This is a genomic window from Gluconobacter sp. OJA (genome assembly GCF_039638325.1).
Lineage (GTDB): Bacteria > Pseudomonadota > Alphaproteobacteria > Acetobacterales > Acetobacteraceae > Gluconobacter > Gluconobacter cerinus.
In genome coordinates, this window is record NZ_JBDIWI010000002.1 from 335474 (window position 1) to 354754 (window position 19281).

Consider the following 19281-nt stretch of genomic DNA (forward strand, 5'->3'; position numbering starts at 1 on the left):
ATCGCTTGCCCGTCCCGCGCTGCGACAGAAGTGTATGAATTTGTAAGCCCAATGCAGACGCCGCTACTCCGCACATAATCTTTCGCCGGACGAAAGCTGATCGAATGTGGTGGAGACAATGCGGGGCGGCTCTTTCTGTGCAAGCTGCCGGATGGCCTGTGCTTTCACGGCGTGCAAAGCAGAATTTTCACTACGCCCAATCAGAGCAATAATAGCCTGGGAAACATCCGGGAAACCGGATTGCAAAGCTCTCTGGAAACAGGATACCGCAACAGGGACATCCTGCTGTGCCAGCGCAAGACGTGCGAGATTAAGGTCTGCCCAGCAGTCCCCTCCTTCCGATGCGGCCTGAAAGAAAACTTTCGCGCCTTCCGGATCAGGCACCCCGCTGATGCCGTCTTCGTGCAAGAGCCCCAACATGTTGAGAGCTTTCACATTGCCTTTTTCGGCAGACGATACATAGAGCCGGTAGGCGCGCGCGCGGTTCTTTGGAACTCCGTCTCCCAGCAACAGAAGATCCGCCAGATTGAACATGGCCCACGTTTCTCCGCGGGCGGCGGCTGTCTCAAAATATGCGGCGGCCTGAGCAGGGTTACGCGGGACGCCCCACCCTCTTTCATACGCGCGACCAAGCATATTCACTGCTACCGGATGACCACTCCGTGCAGCCGCTTCAAAATATGGAAAAGCCTCGGCCAGCCATCCCCTGTCCACATGCATTTGGCCCAAAAGTAATTGGGCCTGTACCTGCGGAGGGCAACTCACAACTGGCATTTCGTTTTCAAAATCTGGACCAACGGGCTGTCCGCACGACGCCATGATATTTCACCGATACTCACCATAAAAACCCTCCCGGCCAATGACCGGAAGGGCTGCAAACAGTTCTGTCTGAAGCTCGCTTCAGAAATTGAGGCCAAAGCTTCCCATGAACGTCCGCCCTGACATCGGAACAGCGCGGCTTGAGCTGAACGCTGAACCATAATTCAGATGGTTGGTCAGATTGTTGGCATTAAACTGCACATGATAACGGCCGTAGTCGTAGGACACGATGCCGTTCAGCGAGAAGTTGTAAGGCATGCGCGCTGTATTGGCCTCGTTAGCCCAGTAGCCGGAGCTATACTGTGCACCGCCGCCAGCCTTCAGCGTACCCTGACCTGCTCTCAGCACCAGATGCGAAAGGTTGTAGGTGCTCCAGACCGAGAACGTATTGTGCGGAAGCTGGGGCGCCTGATTGCCATACATCGTAGCGCTGTTCGTCACTTTACCGCCCATATATGCGTAGGTGGCATAGATATCCCAGGCCTGCGTGATCTTGCCGGTCGCACTCAGCTCAACACCGCGGATCCGACGGCCTGTTCCAGCATCCTGGAAACCCGTGATGATGCTGCCATCGTCATCATACGTGTAAGAGTTGTTCTGGTTGATCTGAAACAGTGCTCCCGTCACACCAAGGCGCTTGTTGAAGAAATCCAGCTTGCTTCCAACTTCAAACAGATCACTGCGCTGCGGCTTCAGATCACGACCGTTGACCGCAACATCGCCGACGCTGGCCTGATTGGTAATCTGGGAAGACACATCCGTTCCGACAGGCTTGTAAGAGCGAGCAAACGTAAAATAGACGGTCGCGTCTTTGGTAATGTCATACATGATGCTGGCAGACGGACTGAACTTGTTGGAGCTCTGCGCCTGTGTACCAGAAGAGGCAGCCGCAGCACTCCAGTACGTGCTCTTATAGCTATCCCAGCGGAACGTTCCGAAAATGGACAGTTTCTTGGTGAGGTGAATTTTATCAGCCAGGAACAGGCCCAGATCACGGAAATCTGCGGTCCGATGCCCGCTGGATGGCCAGGTGATATATGTGCCCGGCGAAGAGTAATACGGGTTGCGGATGGTCTGGTTGTTCGTCCGGTTCACGTACGTGCCCATGATCCGGTCGTCCTTGGTGTAGTTGATATCCACACCAGCCCGCAGATCATGCTTCAGGAACCACGTGTCAAATTTCGAACGCGTCATCATAACGTTCTGAATGCCCCAGCCATCCTGCTGGTAAGCAGCACCACCGCCTGCACCATAGGCCAAAGACGGATTTCCGCCGGCAAGAAAACTGGAAGCACAGGTGCCGGAGCAGGCACTGGGATTGGTCGCTGCGTAATCACGATGATAATGGCTGAAACGCGTGTCGTTGCTGAGTGTCAGCCACTTTGCAATTTCAGTTGCGAATTTCGACGTGACCATGTGGATATTGGAATTATCCCGGTCAAAATTGCGCGTATATGTCGTGTTTCGGTTCAATCCGTGTTCGGTAATTGGCGTGTACGTATTGCCAATCTGGATCATCGGCACACCGTAATCCGGCGTTCCGCGGCTTCCGAGCCACTGGTAGTTCAGGTGATAAGTCGTTTTCGTTCCCAAACCAAAACCAAGATCAGCCGCCACGCCATAACGGTCTGACCGAACATTGTTCCGGTCTGTCACGTCCTGCTTGTTGTACATGCCGTTCACGCGAAGAGCAGTATGTTTGCCAAGCTGGTAATTGACGTCTGCGGACCCGCGATACTGCATCCCGCTTCCGATGGACTGATCCAGCGCGTAATGATTTCCCAGATGCGCCTTTTTCAGCGTCTGGTTGATCACACCGCCCACGTTGCCCGCACCGAAATACTCGCCACTCGGGCCTTTGACCACTTCAACACTTTCGGTGTTGAACGTGTCACGTACATAGGTGCCGAAATCCCGCAAGCCATCTTCGTAAATGTCGCCGCGGGCCTGCTGGCCACGAATACGGAACTGATCGCCATTCAGGCCGCCATTCCCCTCACCGGTAGACATGGTGATGCCCGGAACATTGGCCAGGGCCTGATCCAGCGTGAACAGACGCTGCTGTTCGATCAACGCCTTAGGAACAACGCTGATGATCTGAGGCGTTTCCCGAACGGTATCCGGCATACGCCCGATATCGAGTGTGGTGTTGTTCGTATTGGTCTGTTCCGGCGCAGCCGTGTCGGTCTGTCCGTGAACCTTGACAGCAGGAAGACTGACGGAAGCCGCATCGTTGGCAGCCCCGGCATCCTGGGCGTCTGCTTCTCCGGTTTCCGTCACGCCCAGCCCGGCCCCCAGAGCTAGAAGCGCCAGTTTCTGCCATTTGACGGTGGAGGATTGACCTGCCTCGGTGGAAATCAGGCTATCTGTCAGAGATCGCGGGCTGAGATGTTCGTTTTTCGAAGGCATGAAACCACCTGAACTGATTGGCCGACAGCACACAGACGAAACAGTCGCCAGCCTTGATCACCCGGAACGATCCCGCCGCCATCACCGCATTCAAGCGGACGGCTTATTCGGGAAATACATTCCTCCAAGACCATGCACATCACATCTGCATGCCGAAACTGGCGCTATCTTCCTCAGAACGAGTGCGAATGCAAATGATTCTCAACAATAATATAAAATATTCTTCAAACACATCTCACACAGTGCGAATTCGCCACAGTTCCTGCCGCACGGCATGGTGCACGGTTTCACGCAGCCAACGATGCAACTGGTCCATGTCGACGCGTGGATGCCAGGCCTGAAAAGGCCGAACGGGCGGCAGTTCGAACGGAAATTCGAAGCTGTCCAACCCCATGCGTTCAAGCGGAAAACGCTCAATCACAGTTCTGGGCAAAGGCAGAATGAGATCAGTTTCGCCAATGGCCGCGATCAGAGAATGATAGGTCGGCACAACCATCGCAATCCGGCGTGACAACCCATAGCGTTCCTTCAAGATCGCATCGATCGGTCCGTTCGAGCGGCCTTTTCTGGACACACTCACATGGTCGTACGCGGCCAGAGACTGGGGCGTTATCTTATCCTTCAGGATAGGATGGCCTTTCCGGACCAGCGCACTAAACGACGTTTCAAACAGGGTTTGTCGCATGATTTCCGGACTCAGTTCATCCGTCGCGCCAATATAAAGATCAATCTTGTTCCCCCGCAGAGCTTCGCTGGCCGTCCCTTCGGATTCCGGTGAGAACACGATCCGGCAGTCAGGGCATTCCTTTTGCAGCGCCTGAAGAATGGGGCGCCCGAACGCTCCCACCACAATATCATTCGCCCGAATGGTAAACTTCGGGGACATGGCTTTCAGGTTCAGCGTTGCGCCATCATTAAGAAGGTCATCCGCTTCCCGAACGAGCGTCTGCACACGATCCCGAATACGGTTCGCAAAGGCCGTCGCCACCATGCGCCGCCCTGACATGACAAGGATCGGATCCCCAAACACGGTTCTCAAACGCGCGAGATGCCGGCTCATGGCGGGCTCACTCACCTTGAGACGACGCGCCGCAAGGGAGACGCTCTGCTCTTCCACCAGCACCTGAAGGTAACGCAGGAGATCCAGATCATATCGGCGTCCGAGCGGCTGCTTGTCTGACATGCGACATCCTTCCTGCGTGTAACGGCAAACGTTCCTATGAGCATAAACAGGAACGATGCGGTCCAACATACAGAAATGAAAGACTTCTCGCTCACTCTTCCGAAAAGTGGAATCCTCACTTACCTGAAGTGAGGGTTTTCTGCGCCTGCTATGCCTCGATAGATGCGCTCAGACACCAAGAGAGCAGCTGATGGCATTACCTTCACAAACCGCAGCGCCACCCGCGCAACCGTCTTACATGCCCCCCTTCGGGATGCGCACCCTGATCGGGTGCCTTGGCATGTTGCTGGCCGTTCATGTTGCGGGGTTCAACGAACACATCACCGAAATCGGCCTGTCGGACATTCGTGGCGCCATGCATATCGGCCATGATGAAGGCACCTGGTTCATCTCGACCTACGAAGCCTTCAACATTGCCGCCATGGCCTTCACGCCATGGTTTTACATGACGTTCTCGATCTACCGGTTTTCGATTTTCATGACGGCAGTTCTTGCCCTGCTGTCCATTCCGCTGCCGTTCATGCCGGACATGATTTCCCTGTGTTTTCTGCGCGCGGCACAAGGCCTGAGCGCGGGATGTCTGCCGCCCGTCCTGATGACGGTCATGCTCAAATACCTGCCGCCGCCCATCAAGGTGTTTGGTATTGGGGGTTACGCCATGAGTGCGACCTTTGGCCCTAATCTGGGTGGCCCACTGGAAGCCTTATGGTTCGAGCATTTCGGCTGGCACTGGCTGTATTGGGAAGTCATCCCTCTCAGCGCGATAGCCATTGCCATGATGGCTTATGGCCTTCCCAAAGACCCCGTGCACCTCGAACGTTTCATGAAGTTCAACTGGCGCGGATTCTTCATTGGTGTGCCGTCCATTCTCTGTGTCGTGACGGTTCTCTATCAGGGAGACCGGCTGGACTGGTTCCGCTCTCCCATTATTTCCCACCTGACATTCTGGGGAGGCGCCCTGTTTCTGGGCTTCCTGTTCCACGAATGGCACCATCACACACCATTTTTCCGGCTCCAGTACTGGAAGAACCGTAACATTGCCATGTCGATGCTCACGCTTGTGGGTGTCCTGGTGATCTGTGGCCTCATGATGGAGGTTCCATCCACCTATCTGGCAGAAGTCCGGGGATATCGCCCATCGCAGACGGCACCTATTGCGCTCATGGTTGCCCTGCCACAGCTCATCATGCTTCCGCTGACGGCAGCTCTTTGCAACATGCGTTCAGTGGACTGCCGCTATCTGCTCGGCATTGGCATGAGCTGCCTCGGACTGGCTGCATTCCTCGGAACGTGGCTCACACCGGACTGGGTGCGAGACAATTTCTATCTTTTGCAGGGCCTCCAGATCGTGGGGCAGCCCATGGTGGTCATTCCCGTCCTGATGCTGGCCACGATGTCTCTCGGACCGGCAGATGGACCATTCATTTCCGGCATGGTGAATATGCTCAAAGGCATGGCGAACGCTGTTGCTGCGGCCTTGTTCGAAATCCTGCTCAGACGGCGTGAGCAATACCATTCCAACATGCTGCTCGACCGTTCCGGCAACAATGCGACGGCATTGTCAGGCTTGGGAAACCCGATTGAGAACGCCATCCAGAACAGCTCACCTGACAGTGCGCATGTCTCACGCAATGCGCTGCAGATCTTCCACACCTACGTGCATGAACAGTCCGTCGTGCTTGCTCTGGCAGACATATACCTCGTGATTGCAGTGCTGTGCGCAGCTTACGTCGTTCTGGCCATTATCCTGCCCAAACGCGTTTATCCGCCCGGTAAAGGCCCGGCGCCCAAACCTACACCCGCTCCCACCTCTGTTCCGGCGGCTCCCCTCTCCGCCCCCGCCCATTAAGATCCGGATCTCTCAGACATGATTTATGGAAAGCCTCTTCTTCTCGCCGGGTGTGCCGTCGTGGTGCTGGCCGGACTGGCCTGGAGCGCCGATCGCTTCTTTGTGGGTGATGGCGTGCACCAGAAGACCAATGATGCGTACGTCACGGCCGACTTCACAGCCGTCGCGCCGAAGGTGTCCGGCCGTATCGACCGCGTTCTGGCGGAAGACAACGAATACGTTCACGCGGGGGAAGAACTCGCCCACATCGAAGACGACGACTATCGCGCAGCGCTTGCAGCAGCCAAGGGTGATGTAGCCGCAGCCGAAGGCGAAGTTGGTAATCTACAGGCAGCCCTCGCACGGCAGGACAGCCTGATCGCCGCCGCAGCCGATACCGTCAAAGCCGACGAGGCCAGCCTTGTCTTCGCCCAGCAGAATGCAACGCGCTACCACAATCTGTCTGCCGGGGGTGCCAGTACTCTGGAACAGCAACAGGGCGCGGATGCCCGTCTTCGTGAAGCCATGGCTGCCATCGCGCGCGACAAAGCAGGCGTGGAGAGCGCGAAACAACAAATTCCCGTTCTTCAGGCACAAATCCAGCGTGCTCAAGGCGCTCTCCTCAAGACACAGAGCACAGAACATCAGGCCGAACTTAATCTGTCTTACTGCACCATTCCTGCCCCGGTTGATGGCATTATCGGTGAGCGTGGCGTCCGCGTGGGTGCGTATGTGCATCCCGGCACAGGCCTGCTGGCTGTCGTGCCGGTACAGAAAGCTTATGTCCTCGCCAACTTCCAGGAAACCCAGCTGACCAAAATGCAAACAGGTCAGCGGGCAACCATCTGGGTCGATACCTTCCCCGGTCATCCCCTCCATGCCCACGTGGACAGTCTGGCTCCTGCGACTGGCGTGGCCTTTGCGGCAATCCAGCCCGATAATGCAACGGGCAACTTTACGAAGGTGGTCCAGCGCGTACCGGTCAAACTTACATTCGATGCAGGTCAGCCTCTGGCGGCCAAGGTCCGCGTCGGCATGTCTGTTGAAGCGGAAGTCGATACAGCCTCACAGCCTGAGGGGCCCCACGCCCGCGACAACCGTTACGCCTGGCAGTGAGACACCCCATGCGCCTTTCTTTCTTCTCTCGGGTTACGGCCCTGCTATCCGTCACGGCCCTGACTGCGTGTACGGTTGGTCCGGACTATCACGCCCCACCAGATCACGCGCCCGCGCAATACCACCAGAGCGTTACACCGGCCGCGGATCATCCGACGCAGGCTGCACTCGATCCACAATGGTGGCGCCTCTACAACGACCCGGTGCTGACACAGCTTGAAGCTGACGTGGCTCGCAGCAACCTTGATCTGCGGACAGCAGCCCTGAATCTGGCTGAAAGCACCGCAGAACGACGGATTGCCAGTGCCGCGCAAATGCCCCGCCTGGATGGAGCAGCGTCCTACGCACGGGAGCGCGCCAGCACCAACGGTATCCTTGGACTTCTGGGAACAACCGAGCAGGCCAGTCCCGGTGATATTGCCAGTGGTGCGCAGGGATTTGGCCCAGCCGCCGCTGATGGCGCGAAGGGCAATCCTTCGTTCAACCTTCCCCAATACGGCTTGAGTGCTTCTTGGGAAGTTGATTTCTGGGGTCATGTCCGGCGGCAGGTTGAAGCCGCCACAGCGGCCATGCATGCAACGGAAGACATGCAGCGCAATGTGCTTGTCTCCCTCATGGCGGAGACCGCACAGGACTATATTGCGCTCCGAAATGTGCAGGCTCAGATTGCCATTACCCAGCAGAGCATCGAGATTGCCCATCACAGCGTGGACCTGACAACACTGCGCTTTACACAGGGAACTGCCACAAAACTGGATGTCGCCTATTCCCGTGGACAGATGCACAGCTTCGAAGCCCGTCTGCCTCCTCTGAAAAGCCAGAGCGTGCATCTGATCAATGCCCTCAGTTTCCTTGTGGCACGTGAACCCGGTGCCTTGGCCAGTACACTGAACAAACCTGGCATTATTCCGCCCGTCCCAACCAACATTCCAACAGGCCTGCCCTCTCAGCTCGCGGACCGGAGACCGGATATTCGCGCGGCCAAAGAACGCCTGCATGCTGCGACGGCGAGTATCGGTGTGGCGATTGCAGACTTCTACCCGCGCATCACATTGTCTGGCAGCCTGGATATTCAGGCACTCCAGTTCAGCGGACTTGGATCATGGGCGTCGCGTCAGTACGGCTTTGGCCCAACCATGACATTGCCCCTTTTTGAGGGCGGCCGTCTGACAGGACAGTTGCACCTTCGCAAGGCCCAGCAGAAAGAAGCCGCCATTGCTCTGCAGCGCACAATCCTCCGCGCATGGGAGGAAATTGACGATGCCATGACGGACCTCAGTACAGCTCAGGACCGCCAGAAACGGCTTGAAGAAAGCGTTACCGAGAACGAAACAGCCGTTCACATTGCCCAGCTACAATACAGTCAGGGGGCGGGCGACTTCCTGAACGTTCTCACCGCACAAAACGCGCTTCTTGCAACACGCAGCGCCCTTTCCGAGGCCAGAGCAGGCGTTTCCGTTTCAATGACACATCTTTACCGCGCTCTAGGGGGCGGTTGGGAAGGCTCTCTTTAAACACTCCGGATATTCCCAATCCGACATTCTGTCGTTCGGCTTCTCACCAGCCGGACGACAGATCTGACACCTTTTCGGTGCATCCTCTGCTGAGGATAAATTCAGCAAATCCATGAAATACCGTGCGCTAAAGCCCTTCTGTATTTCCCAGAAAGCTATTTCTGGCGAACAGAACGGTTTTGCCTTAACGCTTATGACCTGAAAAAAGGTCTTTTTGTGATATTATCTTTCAGATATACCTACACAAAAGAACGTTGTTAGTATTTTTTTAGTGTTTTCTCGCGACACTCGGATTTATGGTCAAGCGGGACAGGCTTAGTGAACACTTTTCAGGAACAGAATTTCGGAACTTATCTTGAATCACTCCAGGCATGGTCCGAAAGTTCTCACGATTCCTTTGTTCTCCATGCTCTTGATTGCTCGGCTATTGTTGCCGTAACAAATACTAAAGGAAAAATTCTTTCCGTTAATGAAAAATTCGTCGAAATCAGTGGCTATTCCAGGGCTGAACTGATTGGGCAAGATCATCGAATGCTTCATTCAGGCGTTCATGATTCCAGTTTTTTCCAGAAAATGTACCGCACCATCGCGCAGGGTGGCGTTTGGCACGGTGAAATCTGCAATAAAAAGAAGAACGGAAAATTATACTGGGTCGATACGACTATTGTTCCCCGATGCAATGAAAAAGGGAAAGTCATCAACTATGTGGCCATCCGCTTTGACATCACCGCCCGTAAACGTGCCGAACAACGCCTGACAGCAAACCGACTGAAACTGCAGGAAGCCGTCAACACTGACTTCCTGACCAATATCTCCAACCGCACATCATTTTCACAGTATCTGAAGGTCCTTTTCGCACAGGAACATCCAGACAACCGACATTTCTGCCTGTGCCTGCTCGATATCGATACGTTCAAGATCATTAATGATACATCGGGCCATGAGTCCGGTGATCGCCTGCTGAAAAAAATTGCAGGTCGTCTGAAGACCTTCCAGTCGACTGACTGTTTCATTGCACGCATTGGTGGCGACGAATTTGCCATCATCATGGTGTCAAACGATCCACAGATATTTGAAATCAAGCTTCAGAAAATTCTTGAGGCCATGCGATTTCGGTTTCGTAGCGGGAGTTTGACGCATCTGTGCAGCGCCAGTCTGGGATATGCCGTCTCAAAACTAAATGACAGTCGGAAGCGCGAAATTCTGCGCTGTGCAGACCTTGCACTTTATGAAGCCAAAGCAGACGGCCGCAATAGAATCAAAAAATATGCTCCCTTCATGAAAGAAAAAACGGAGCGTCGATCGCGGCTACGGACAGCCATGCAGGCCGCGTTGAAAAAGAAGCAGTTCAAACTTTTCTATCAGCTTGTTCTCCCTTTAAATCAGGAACGCCCTCCCTCCTTCGAGGCTCTCTTACGGTGGGATCATCCAGAGCGCGGTCTTCTCAGCCCGCAATATTTTTATGATGCTTTTGACGATGCGGAGCTCAGTATTGCAATTGGGAATTTCGTGCTGCGACAGGCTCTCACGGACATCCGGTATCTGCTGCAACACAAGATTCCTTTTGACCGCATTTCCATCAACGTAACGTCAGATGATTTCCGGGATCATAATTTTACGGAACGGCTTTTCCGTGAAATGAAGAAATATGCTGTCCCGGCTGAAAAACTGACAATCGAGATTACGGAAAAAATTCTCTTCGGCCAGCACAACCAGCATATTCTGGACGAACTCAAGAAACTCAATCGCGCAGGCGTCCAGATTTCACTGGATGACTTCGGAACCGGCTTTGCATCTCTCACCCATCTCCGAACCGTGACATTCGATCATATCAAGATCGACCGCGTCTTTACCTCAGGCGTCACGGAACGCGGTATCGATACGGCCATTATCCAAGGTGTTATCGATATTGTTCACAGCATGAACCGTGTTGTTGTCGCTGAAGGCGTAGAAACAGCTGAGCAAGCGGAAGAACTGCGTCTGATGGGATGTGACTTTTTGCAAGGCTGGCATTTTTCAAAAGCCGTTCCCTTGTCTCAAATCCCACACGTTCTGAATATGGACGGCCCCCCCTGGATCAGAAGTGAATCCATCGTCCCTGAAATGGATGTTGCAGAATAGGCCTTTTCAGCCGCGTTCCATACAAAAACGGAGGCAGACTGCTTTCGCAGCTGCCCCCGCTCCTAACTCGGGATATTTCAGACAATCAGAACCGCTGATCAATACCGGTCAGGATTGTACGACGCAGACCATACTGTGGCGCACCAACGCCAATTCCACTGCCATCACGCAGAAGATACGTCTTGTCGAACAGGTTCGTCACATCCAGACGAACCTGCGTCTGCTTCAGGAATGGAACGTGGAACAGATCCTTGAAAGACTGGACCAGAGACAGGTTGAACGTCGCATATTGCGGGACAGAAGCACCATTCGGCGTCGCCCCATCCGCTCTCAGACCACTTCCATAAACCATCGTTGCTGACAGACGCAGCGGATGACCAGTTCTGTAGAAAGCCGTGTAGCTCGTCCCCGCAGAAGCCGTCCAACGCTGGTCATGATCAAGATGGACCCAGTGCTTCTTGATATACGACAGATCTTCCGGATCGAAGTTCCATTCACCAGACACCACATCCTTGCCAATGGCGCGCGACCAGGAGAAGTTGCCGTAAACACTGAAGGCACCCCGTGTGTAGTCCGTTGAGAACTCGTACCCGTGGACCTGTCCGCGACGATAGTTGAACACAGACAGGATGACTGGGGAGCCGAACTGCCCTTCATCGATCATGTTCTTCGCCAGCTTGACGTAGGCATCAAACGATGCGTGCCAGCCCGGCAGGATCGTCTGGGAGAAACCAGCATCGAAGTAATGGTCGCGCTCAGCCTTGACCGTGCTGTTTTTGTAGTTGGCAGGCTGTGCAGACGTTCCCGTGTATTTGTACAGGGCCGTTCCGGTCACGAGTTCGAACGGCGGCGGCGTGAAGTAACGGGAATAGCCCGCGTGGAAGGTTCCACCATGCCAAGGCTTATAAACGATATTGATGCGCGGGCTGACCTGCTTTGAATGGGTGTATTCATCCACACCATCAAAGCGCAGACCGTAATTGATGGTCAGGTTCTTGATAGGGCGCCATTCATCCTGAGCGTACAGGCCATACATCCAGCCAGTCCGGCCAGAACCATCATGAATATTGGTCGTATCGCCGGAGTAAACGGCATTGCCGTCATCATCTTCACCCGTCTGCGTATAAACGGTTGAATCAGACTTGGACGTATTACGCTCAACATAGACCTGGTAGCCGAAACGGACGGTATGGTTCTTCGCGGCCTGCCAGGTCGCATCCGTCTGGTTGCCGGTTGAGAAAACAGAGCGCGCTGCGCGCTGTGCAATGCCGTTATAAACCAGATCGCCCAGCGGATCAGGCGAATAACGCAGGGAGCTGTATCTCAGCACGGCAGACGTCTGGAAGCTCAGGCGGCCCATGTCCTTCTGAAGGGACAACATGCCGAAATCCGTGATTTCCTTCTGGTGCTCGCTCAGGCTGTTACTATCGCCGTTTCCATACTGGTTCTGGGACAGAGTGCTGCCCGTATAGGACGGATTGGCAAACTGGCGCTGCTGACCCGGATTGTTCGGGAGCTGGTACTCGGCATTCGAAACACCGGCGGTCAGGCTGATCCGGGTATTTTCATCAACCGTGTAACGGGCGTGACCGAGGAAGTGATACTGATTGGTCAGATCGTGAATCGCATTGAAGCTGGGGGTGGTATTTTCAATGCCAACACGGTTGTGGACATAGTCAGCCGTAGCGAACCAGTCCCACTTCCCCTTGTGACCACCATATTGCAGAGACGGGAAAAAATAGTCGCGCGCGCCACCATAGATGGAGATGCTGCCACCAGGATCGGAATAGCCGTTCTTAGTGTTGATATCGATCACACCAGCCTGAAGAAATCCGTACTCGCTGGGGAGCGCGCCCGTCGTCAGGGACATGGAATGTGCGAAGCGGGTCATTAGCGCCTGACCGAAGACACTCATGCCTTCCGGTAGAGCAACGCCATCCAGACGGAACTGAACTTCGTTATGGTCGCCACGAACATGGATCTGGCCATAACTATCCTGCGCAACACCAGGAGCCTGAAGCAGAACGGACGTGAGCGGGGCATTGTCACCGCCCGGATTGGTCTCGATATCCTGACGGCTGAAATGATAGGTCGTGGCACCCGTGGAAGACTGAAGCGCGTCGCGGGCACGTTCCAGATGGGCATTGACGACAATATTGTCTTCACCCTGACGGCTCGTTTCCGTCACGGTTGTGCCGTGCTGGTCGTCAGAATGACCGAAGCTGGAACGGGACGTTTCCGTATCGGTTGTCGTGCCTGTCGTTGCGTCCTGAGCATATGCCGTACCACACAGGGCAGTCGTGCACCCAAGCAGCAGAATAAAAGATCGAGCAGACACAAAAGGCAGCATGTTGTCCTCAGAAGGCGAAGAAGGTTCTAAGTGCGACTCCTTATTATGTTATATCATAACAAATCAAGCGGAACTGGACCTTTTCTCTCCTGATTGTTGGCTCTGCAGTTCACGTGCGGTATAAAAGCCACAATTTCCCGTTCTTCCGCTCCCGGAGACCAGTGTCCCCATGTCGTTCCGCAGGGTTCTTCTTCTCGGAGCCAGTCTTGCTGGCTTCCCATCAGCCCTGTGGGCAGCGCCTGCCGCACAACAGCATGACAAGACCCCCCGGCACACACACCCGAAATCAGTTAATGCGCAGGCTGATGAGACGATCAAAGTCAGCATCAAACGAACGGATTTTGCCTTCCAGGCCGCACAAAAACAGCCGGACGCAGACACGCGTCTGACTGCCGAGCGACTGATCGAACGTGGCGTTGTCACGTTACGGGATGTCGAACGCGTGGCCCCCAACCTGACGATCCAGTCCATTAACGGAACGGCTTCCACAAACTTCTACCTTCGCGGGGTCGGCTTCAACGACTTCACGCAAAACAACATTCCGACCGTTCTGACCTATTTCGATGACGTGCCTTTTGCGTTTTCAACCATGGCCAGTGGCCTGATGTTCGATCTGGCAGATGCAACTGTCACTCCTGGCCCAGTCGGCACCATGCACGGACAGTCTGACACAGGCGGCGAGGTCCGTTTTCGGACAGCGGACCCAACAAGCACCTGGCACTATGGCGCGAGCGAAGACATAGCATCCTACGCCCGTAGCCGGAGCGAAGCCTATGTGTCCGGCCCCTTGGCGAAAGGACTGGATTTCCGTCTTGCCGGTCAGACGCGACAGGGTGGTGGCTGGCAGACCAATCCTCTCACGGGGGCACATCTGGGGGACGCAGATTCCTGGGCCCTGCGCGGCAAGCTCCGCTGGCGCCCCGACAGTCGCACGACCATCATGCTATCCGGTCATTTCGTGCAGGATAACAGCGAAGTCGTCACCGGCGTTCCGGTCTATCGCCTGATCGGCTCACAGGGCCTGCCCTCACTGGGACGACAGCAAGCTGAATGGTCTCTCAAGCCTCAGTTCGCCGATCTAATCGGCCGACCTCGCAGCCTCAAGCCAAGCGAGCACAACCAGTTTTGGGGTTTTGACCTGCATATGGACCGTGATCTCGGCTTTGCCAAAATCACGTCCATCAGCGCTTTCGAGACGGAACGCCAAGGGGAATATACGGATCAGGACGGCACATCTGCGTCACAGGCGGATACGTACCGGACGATCAGTGCGAACGCCTTTACGCAGGAATTACGCCTGTCTTCAAACGATCCGAACAGCCGTTTGCAATGGGTTGTCGGAGCATTTTATCAGCGCAGCCGCATGAAACAGCGCTTCCTGTTCGATTACACCGACTACTCGGCCCGTGGCTATATGATGTCCACCAATTTCGGAATGAACCAGGAAAGCACGTCCGAGTTCGGTCACATCAGCTATCGTCTGCCGCACAACGTCACGCTGTTTGGTGGCCTACTGCATGAAATCGACGACCGCTCTCTGACAGGTCTGAAATCCGAAATTTTTGGCGGCTCGACACATGTTTTTCAGCCTGAAAGCACTGCCTCGGCTCAGTTCGCAGGACAAGTCGGCGTGTCTTGGCAGATGTTGCAGAGCACGATGGTGTATTACAAGCTGAGCAAAGGTTTCAAACCTGGCGGGTTCAGCGCTAACAATACCCAGATTCAGGCGCAGCTCGATCCGTTTGGCCCGGAAACAGTTCTAACCCACGAAGTCGGCTTCAAAAGTGATCCAATCCCGGGAAAGCTCCGCCTGAATGGCGCGGCCTTCTATAATGATTTCCACGGACAGCAGGTTGTCGGGACCGTGATGATCCCGAATTACGGCCCACTCAGCGAAATCACCAATGTCCCAAAGTCCGAAAGCTGGGGCTTTGAGGGTACGGTGGAAATGCACCCGGTTCGGCATGTCTTTGTCACGCAGAACATTGGCTGGCAGCGTGGCAATTATCAGGATTTTCCGAACGTCAATCGTGCTGCGACAAACGCCTATTATGCCAAGACAGGTGTCTGGAAGGCCATTAACAATAACTTCGCTGGTGTTGATAACGGCCAGCCAAAACTCACCCTGAACGGACAGGCAGAGTGGCGGCAGGCACTGACTGACCATCTGGGACTGGATATTGGCCCGGATTGGTCTTATCGCGGCAGCCAGGCCATTGCCGTAGGAGGCACCGGCTTTTATCGCCTGCCTCCCTACTTCCTACTCGGCGCCCATGCGACCCTTCGCCCCTCATCCGGGCACTGGGAAGCAACGATTTACGCTTCGAACATCCTGAACCGCCAGTATTTCGAAAGCGGAGGAATGGCGACAACAACGTATTTCTACATTCCCGGCACACCACGTTTCATCGGCGGCCGCGTCTCCTGTGGCTTCTGAAACACGCCCCTATTGGCGCGTCCCAATCAGGCAGCGGGTCAAAGCCTTGAGGTCACGGATATTGACTTCCGTGTCGATGCTCTTGTTCCACAGCGTATCCATGGCACGGAAGTGGATGGTGCTGAGAATGACATCCAGAACCGTATCCGCCGGATAGCAGAAAGCCTCTTCGTCTCGCTTTTTTGCGCGCTCAAGAAAGCGATGCATCTGCTGTCGGGCTGGCTCAATACTGACTTCGCGAAGCACAGTGCCGAATTCCGGGTTATGCACGGCTTCACCCAGGAGCGTACCATATGTGCGGCCCAGAGGAGTTGCCAGGAAGCGAATACGCGCTTCGATCAACTGGTCGACGTCTCCCAGAAAACTGCCTGTATCGATTTCAGGCGTGAGGCTGAACTTCCACTGACGGATGGCATCAAAGAACATGGCCTGCTTGGTAGGCCACCGGCGATAGACCGTCGCGGTAGAAACACCTGCCTGCTTGGCAACTTTTCCGATCGTGAGGCCCTGATAGCCCTCTTCCGTCAGGACCGTGGCAATCGCTGAAAGAATCGTATCCTTCAGCAGAAGATTGATAGGCCTGCCCGGTGAGCGACTGACCCTCATATCTGCCAGATGCGGCGGAAAAGCTTCCTTTACCGCTAAAGATGATGACTGGGACATGCCCTGCCTCCCTGATTGAATAAGGTCTTGCATCTAGCCTTAACGAAACCGAGAGGCTTTCCACAAGCCTTAAGATTGGTGCGTTTCTCCTAAAAAACACCCCTCATGAAATTGTGAGCAGTGAACGGTAAAGTTCAGAGCCACTCATTTCTGCCCATTTGGGACGGGATAGCGAAGTGGGGCCGATCTCTTTATATATTTCTATGAACACGAGCCGGACCCTGCGATCAGACGCATGACCTGTCTGCTCGACAATCCTGGAAACATTGGGAAGAGTAAAACATGGCTATCGTGCGAGTTGTGATGATGCAGCGGGATGAGGGCACTGCACTGGCGCGATGGATCACGCATTACGCCTGGCTCTTCGGCTTCGAAAACCTCACCATTCTCGATAACGGCTCAGTCGACCCGCAGACAATTTCCATTCTCGAAGCCGTCGAAAAACAGGGCGTCACGGTTCGCCGGGATTTGAACCAACCACATGATTTCCACCGCAAAGGCGGACATCTCACTCGCATCATTCAGGACTGGGACCAAAATTACGAATATGATTTTGCCTTACCTGTTGATTGCGACGAACTTCTGGCCGTCTTTACCCATGAGGGAATCACTTTAGACAAAACCGCAATTCATGATGCTTTCGATGCCTTGAAAGGTACGGATTGCGCGCTCAGAATTGATACATCCCTTTTCAACGTTCCGGGCCGACCTGGCTGGTATGCGCCCGTCCGGCACTTCCACAAGGGGTTTGTACCTGCAAAAACAATCTCCATCTGTGATGACGGGCAACATGAGCCGCGCTCAGCGATCCGCGATGAGTTCAAGAGTACTGTTTTCACTTATCTGCATGACCATCACCTTCCCTATGCGGCTTGGAGGGATCGCCTGAAAAACAAAGTGACAGGGCTTGTCGATGCTGATGATGAGGCGGCTCTGCGCGCATACCTGACCAAACCTCATGCAGAAGGTGCTCATGCTGTTCAGGCTCTTCTGGTAACAGCCGAAGAATACACGCATCTGTATGATGACAGCGTGCGCGTTTTCATAGGGATTGGCTCAACAGAGCTCGCTTTCATTGAGGGGCCGGGACTAGCCACGACATTGTGGAACAGTGAGGCCTATCTTGCTGCCCATCGTGATGTAAGGCGCCACTACACAATCGGCCCGCTACAACATTATCTACGCGACGGCTTCAGGGAAAAGCGCGCTCTGACGGCATAGAGCCATTAGCGCTTGCGGCGTTTTTAAAACGTCGGAGGTGTACACGAACTGATCACTTCGCAGGCTTCGTCGCTGATACAGCGAAAGCGATGAGGCTTGCGACTGTCAAAGTAATAGGCGTCTCCCGGCCCAAGAATATGGGACTGGTTCTCCACCGTCACTTCCACCTGACCGCGAATGACAACGCCAGCTTCTTCACCGTCATGCGCATACGCGACACCGGTGTCAGCCCCAGGGTCATAACGCTCGTGCAGGACCTGGAGTGCGCGACCAAACAGGTTCCCGCCGATTTGCCGCAGAGAAATACCACTCTGCCCGATTTCAGTTAAATCATCAGCCAGATAGAAGTATTTTTCCTGCCCTTCTGTTTCGAAACTGAAGAAATCGCCAAGGGTGACGGGAATACCGTCCAAAACACGCTTCAAAGTGCCGATTGAGGGGTTCATATCCCCCGACTCAATCAAGGAAATTGTGGAATTGGTGACACCGGTACGCTTGGCCAACTCACGCTGGGAAAGATTTTTTGCAACACGAACGAGCCGCAACCGCTGACCAACATCCGTCACCATTCATTCTCCCAATCGTCTGACCATTACATCTCAGTATGTCATAACGATTGAGGAATGGAACATGAAAAAAGCCCGATACACCAATGAGATGCTGGCAAATTACTTTTCCGGTGACCTCGTTTTGACAGACGCGTTCAAAAACCCCTCACAGGTTTCTTTCAGCTCTTCCTGAAGCGTAGTATTCCTGCATAAAACGGGATAATTAATTTAATTATGAATGCCTCAGCACCACATCACAGATGATGGACGTCGCCAGAAATCCAATATGCAAGTTTAGATGGCAGTAAGACTCCGCCAGATCATATACGTAGCCACCACAAAGATCACACATGCAAAGAACGTAGTCAGAGTACCACCGGCTCCCGCCAGGCGTCGGGCTGCTGAGGTCCCAAGCGTACTACCCACCACACCGCCAAGAACAAAAAGCGCGCCCATCGTCCAGTCAACGTACCCGGACAGCATGTAGCTAAGAGCAGTACTGGCCCCAAAAGCAGCGACGGCGACCAAAGACGTCCCTATTGCATTCAGAATGGGCATCCTCGTGCAGGCAACCAGCGAGGGCACAATAAGAAACCCACCACCAATGCCAAAGAAGCCCGACAAGAGCCCTGTGGCCGTTCCGCTGGCCATGACCTTGGGCATATTGTCGCGATTACAGGCGGCGCCCGCGATGCCGGGGTTCCGACGTCCCCTAAGCATCAGAATACCGACAACAATCATCAGGACTGCAAAGCAAAGCAGCAGTTTTTGCCCGTCAACAGCCTTACCTAGCGCAGCGCCCACCAAGGCGCCTACAACACCAAAAGGCGCAAAAACCGCGGCACACCGCCATTTGACGGTTTTCTGTCGCGCATGACTGACAAGTCCCGCCAGTGCGTTGACGGCAACAGCCATGGCGCTTGTCCCGATCGCAACATGAGGATTTTTTACCCCCACGACATAGACCATCAGCGGAACAGCCAAAATTGATCCACCACCGCCAATCAGTCCCAGCGTAAAACCAATAATGACACCACAGAACAGCTCAAGCGCGATTTGCATCAGTCTGGCC

13 protein-coding genes are annotated in these 19281 nt (G+C 54.5%); 6 read left to right on the top strand and 7 right to left on the bottom strand.

Annotation, left to right across the window (positions count from 1 at the left end):
- Positions 1–63: 63 nt before the first annotated feature.
- From ABDK75_RS12025 to ABDK75_RS12035, 3 genes are all read right to left on the bottom strand, one after another.
- Positions 64–819 (bottom strand): tetratricopeptide repeat protein, encoded by a 756-nt coding sequence (locus tag ABDK75_RS12025; protein WP_346005995.1) that lies wholly within the window; start codon positions 817–819, stop codon positions 64–66.
- An 81-nt stretch (positions 820–900) separates the two neighbouring features.
- Positions 901–3228, bottom strand: a complete 2328-nt coding sequence (locus ABDK75_RS12030; RefSeq protein WP_211495883.1) for a TonB-dependent siderophore receptor — start codon at positions 3226–3228, stop codon at positions 901–903.
- Between the two features lie 235 nt (positions 3229–3463).
- Positions 3464–4411 (bottom strand): LysR substrate-binding domain-containing protein, encoded by a 948-nt coding sequence (locus tag ABDK75_RS12035; RefSeq protein WP_099210867.1) that lies wholly within the window; start codon positions 4409–4411, stop codon positions 3464–3466.
- Positions 4412–4601: 190 nt separating this feature from the next.
- Between ABDK75_RS12035 and ABDK75_RS12040 the strand changes: the two genes are divergently transcribed.
- From ABDK75_RS12040 to ABDK75_RS12055, 4 genes are all read left to right on the top strand, one after another.
- Complete coding sequence (locus ABDK75_RS12040) at positions 4602–6260, top strand: MFS transporter (RefSeq protein ID WP_346005996.1); 1659 nt, start codon at positions 4602–4604, stop codon at positions 6258–6260.
- An 18-nt stretch (positions 6261–6278) separates the two neighbouring features.
- Positions 6279–7355, top strand: a complete 1077-nt coding sequence (locus ABDK75_RS12045) for an HlyD family secretion protein (protein WP_346005997.1) — start codon at positions 6279–6281, stop codon at positions 7353–7355.
- Positions 7356–7363: 8 nt separating this feature from the next.
- Positions 7364–8869: an efflux transporter outer membrane subunit gene (locus tag ABDK75_RS12050; protein WP_211510024.1), complete on the top strand. Its 1506-nt coding sequence runs from the start codon at positions 7364–7366 to the stop codon at positions 8867–8869.
- A gap of 318 nt (positions 8870–9187) precedes the next feature.
- Complete coding sequence (locus ABDK75_RS12055; RefSeq protein ID WP_211499873.1) at positions 9188–10990, top strand: GGDEF domain-containing phosphodiesterase; 1803 nt, start codon at positions 9188–9190, stop codon at positions 10988–10990.
- An 85-nt stretch (positions 10991–11075) separates the two neighbouring features.
- On the opposite strand, the gene ABDK75_RS12060 is transcribed toward ABDK75_RS12055, so the two are convergent.
- Positions 11076–13340, bottom strand: a complete 2265-nt coding sequence (locus tag ABDK75_RS12060) for a TonB-dependent receptor (protein WP_086633769.1) — start codon at positions 13338–13340, stop codon at positions 11076–11078.
- Between the two features lie 169 nt (positions 13341–13509).
- Here ABDK75_RS12060 and ABDK75_RS12065 point away from each other — a divergent pair, with 169 nt between their 5' ends.
- Entirely contained in the window at positions 13510–15777 is a 2268-nt protein-coding gene (locus ABDK75_RS12065; RefSeq protein ID WP_346005998.1) for a TonB-dependent receptor, read from the top strand.
- A gap of 9 nt (positions 15778–15786) precedes the next feature.
- On the opposite strand, the gene ABDK75_RS12070 is transcribed toward ABDK75_RS12065, so the two are convergent.
- Positions 15787–16440 (bottom strand): TetR/AcrR family transcriptional regulator, encoded by a 654-nt coding sequence (locus tag ABDK75_RS12070; RefSeq protein WP_167386102.1) that lies wholly within the window; start codon positions 16438–16440, stop codon positions 15787–15789.
- A 282-nt stretch (positions 16441–16722) separates the two neighbouring features.
- Between ABDK75_RS12070 and ABDK75_RS12075 the strand changes: the two genes are divergently transcribed.
- A complete protein-coding gene (locus ABDK75_RS12075) occupies positions 16723–17661 on the top strand; it encodes a glycosyltransferase family 2 protein (protein WP_211510027.1) in 939 nt (312 codons plus the stop codon).
- 23 nt (positions 17662–17684) lie between these two features.
- On the opposite strand, the gene ABDK75_RS12080 is transcribed toward ABDK75_RS12075, so the two are convergent.
- On the bottom strand, positions 17685–18230 hold the full coding sequence (locus tag ABDK75_RS12080) for a cupin domain-containing protein (RefSeq protein ID WP_064273653.1): 546 nt from the start codon (positions 18228–18230) through the stop codon (positions 17685–17687).
- A gap of 273 nt (positions 18231–18503) precedes the next feature.
- Positions 18504–19271 (bottom strand): sulfite exporter TauE/SafE family protein, encoded by a 768-nt coding sequence (locus ABDK75_RS12085; RefSeq protein WP_086633767.1) that lies wholly within the window; start codon positions 19269–19271, stop codon positions 18504–18506.
- Positions 19272–19281 lie beyond the last annotated feature (10 nt).

Bases quoted from the DNA above. Each gene is read 5' to 3' on its own strand.
- ABDK75_RS12025 (WP_346005995.1), bottom strand. From the start codon at position 819: ATGGCGTCGTGCGGACAGCCCGTTGGTCCAGATTTTGAAAACGAAATG.
- ABDK75_RS12030 (WP_211495883.1), bottom strand. From the start codon at position 3,228: ATGCCTTCGAAAAACGAACATCTCAGCCCGCGATCTCTGACAGATAGC.
- ABDK75_RS12035 (WP_099210867.1), bottom strand. From the start codon at position 4,411: ATGTCAGACAAGCAGCCGCTCGGACGCCGATATGATCTGGATCTCCTG.
- ABDK75_RS12040 (WP_346005996.1), top strand. From the start codon at position 4,602: ATGGCATTACCTTCACAAACCGCAGCGCCACCCGCGCAACCGTCTTAC.
- ABDK75_RS12045 (WP_346005997.1), top strand. From the start codon at position 6,279: ATGATTTATGGAAAGCCTCTTCTTCTCGCCGGGTGTGCCGTCGTGGTG.
- ABDK75_RS12050 (WP_211510024.1), top strand. From the start codon at position 7,364: ATGCGCCTTTCTTTCTTCTCTCGGGTTACGGCCCTGCTATCCGTCACG.
- ABDK75_RS12060 (WP_086633769.1), bottom strand. From the start codon at position 13,340: ATGCTGCCTTTTGTGTCTGCTCGATCTTTTATTCTGCTGCTTGGGTGC.
- ABDK75_RS12065 (WP_346005998.1), top strand. From the start codon at position 13,510: ATGTCGTTCCGCAGGGTTCTTCTTCTCGGAGCCAGTCTTGCTGGCTTC.
- ABDK75_RS12070 (WP_167386102.1), bottom strand. From the start codon at position 16,440: ATGTCCCAGTCATCATCTTTAGCGGTAAAGGAAGCTTTTCCGCCGCAT.
- ABDK75_RS12075 (WP_211510027.1), top strand. From the start codon at position 16,723: ATGGCTATCGTGCGAGTTGTGATGATGCAGCGGGATGAGGGCACTGCA.
- ABDK75_RS12080 (WP_064273653.1), bottom strand. From the start codon at position 18,230: ATGGTGACGGATGTTGGTCAGCGGTTGCGGCTCGTTCGTGTTGCAAAA.
- ABDK75_RS12085 (WP_086633767.1), bottom strand. From the start codon at position 19,271: ATGCAAATCGCGCTTGAGCTGTTCTGTGGTGTCATTATTGGTTTTACG.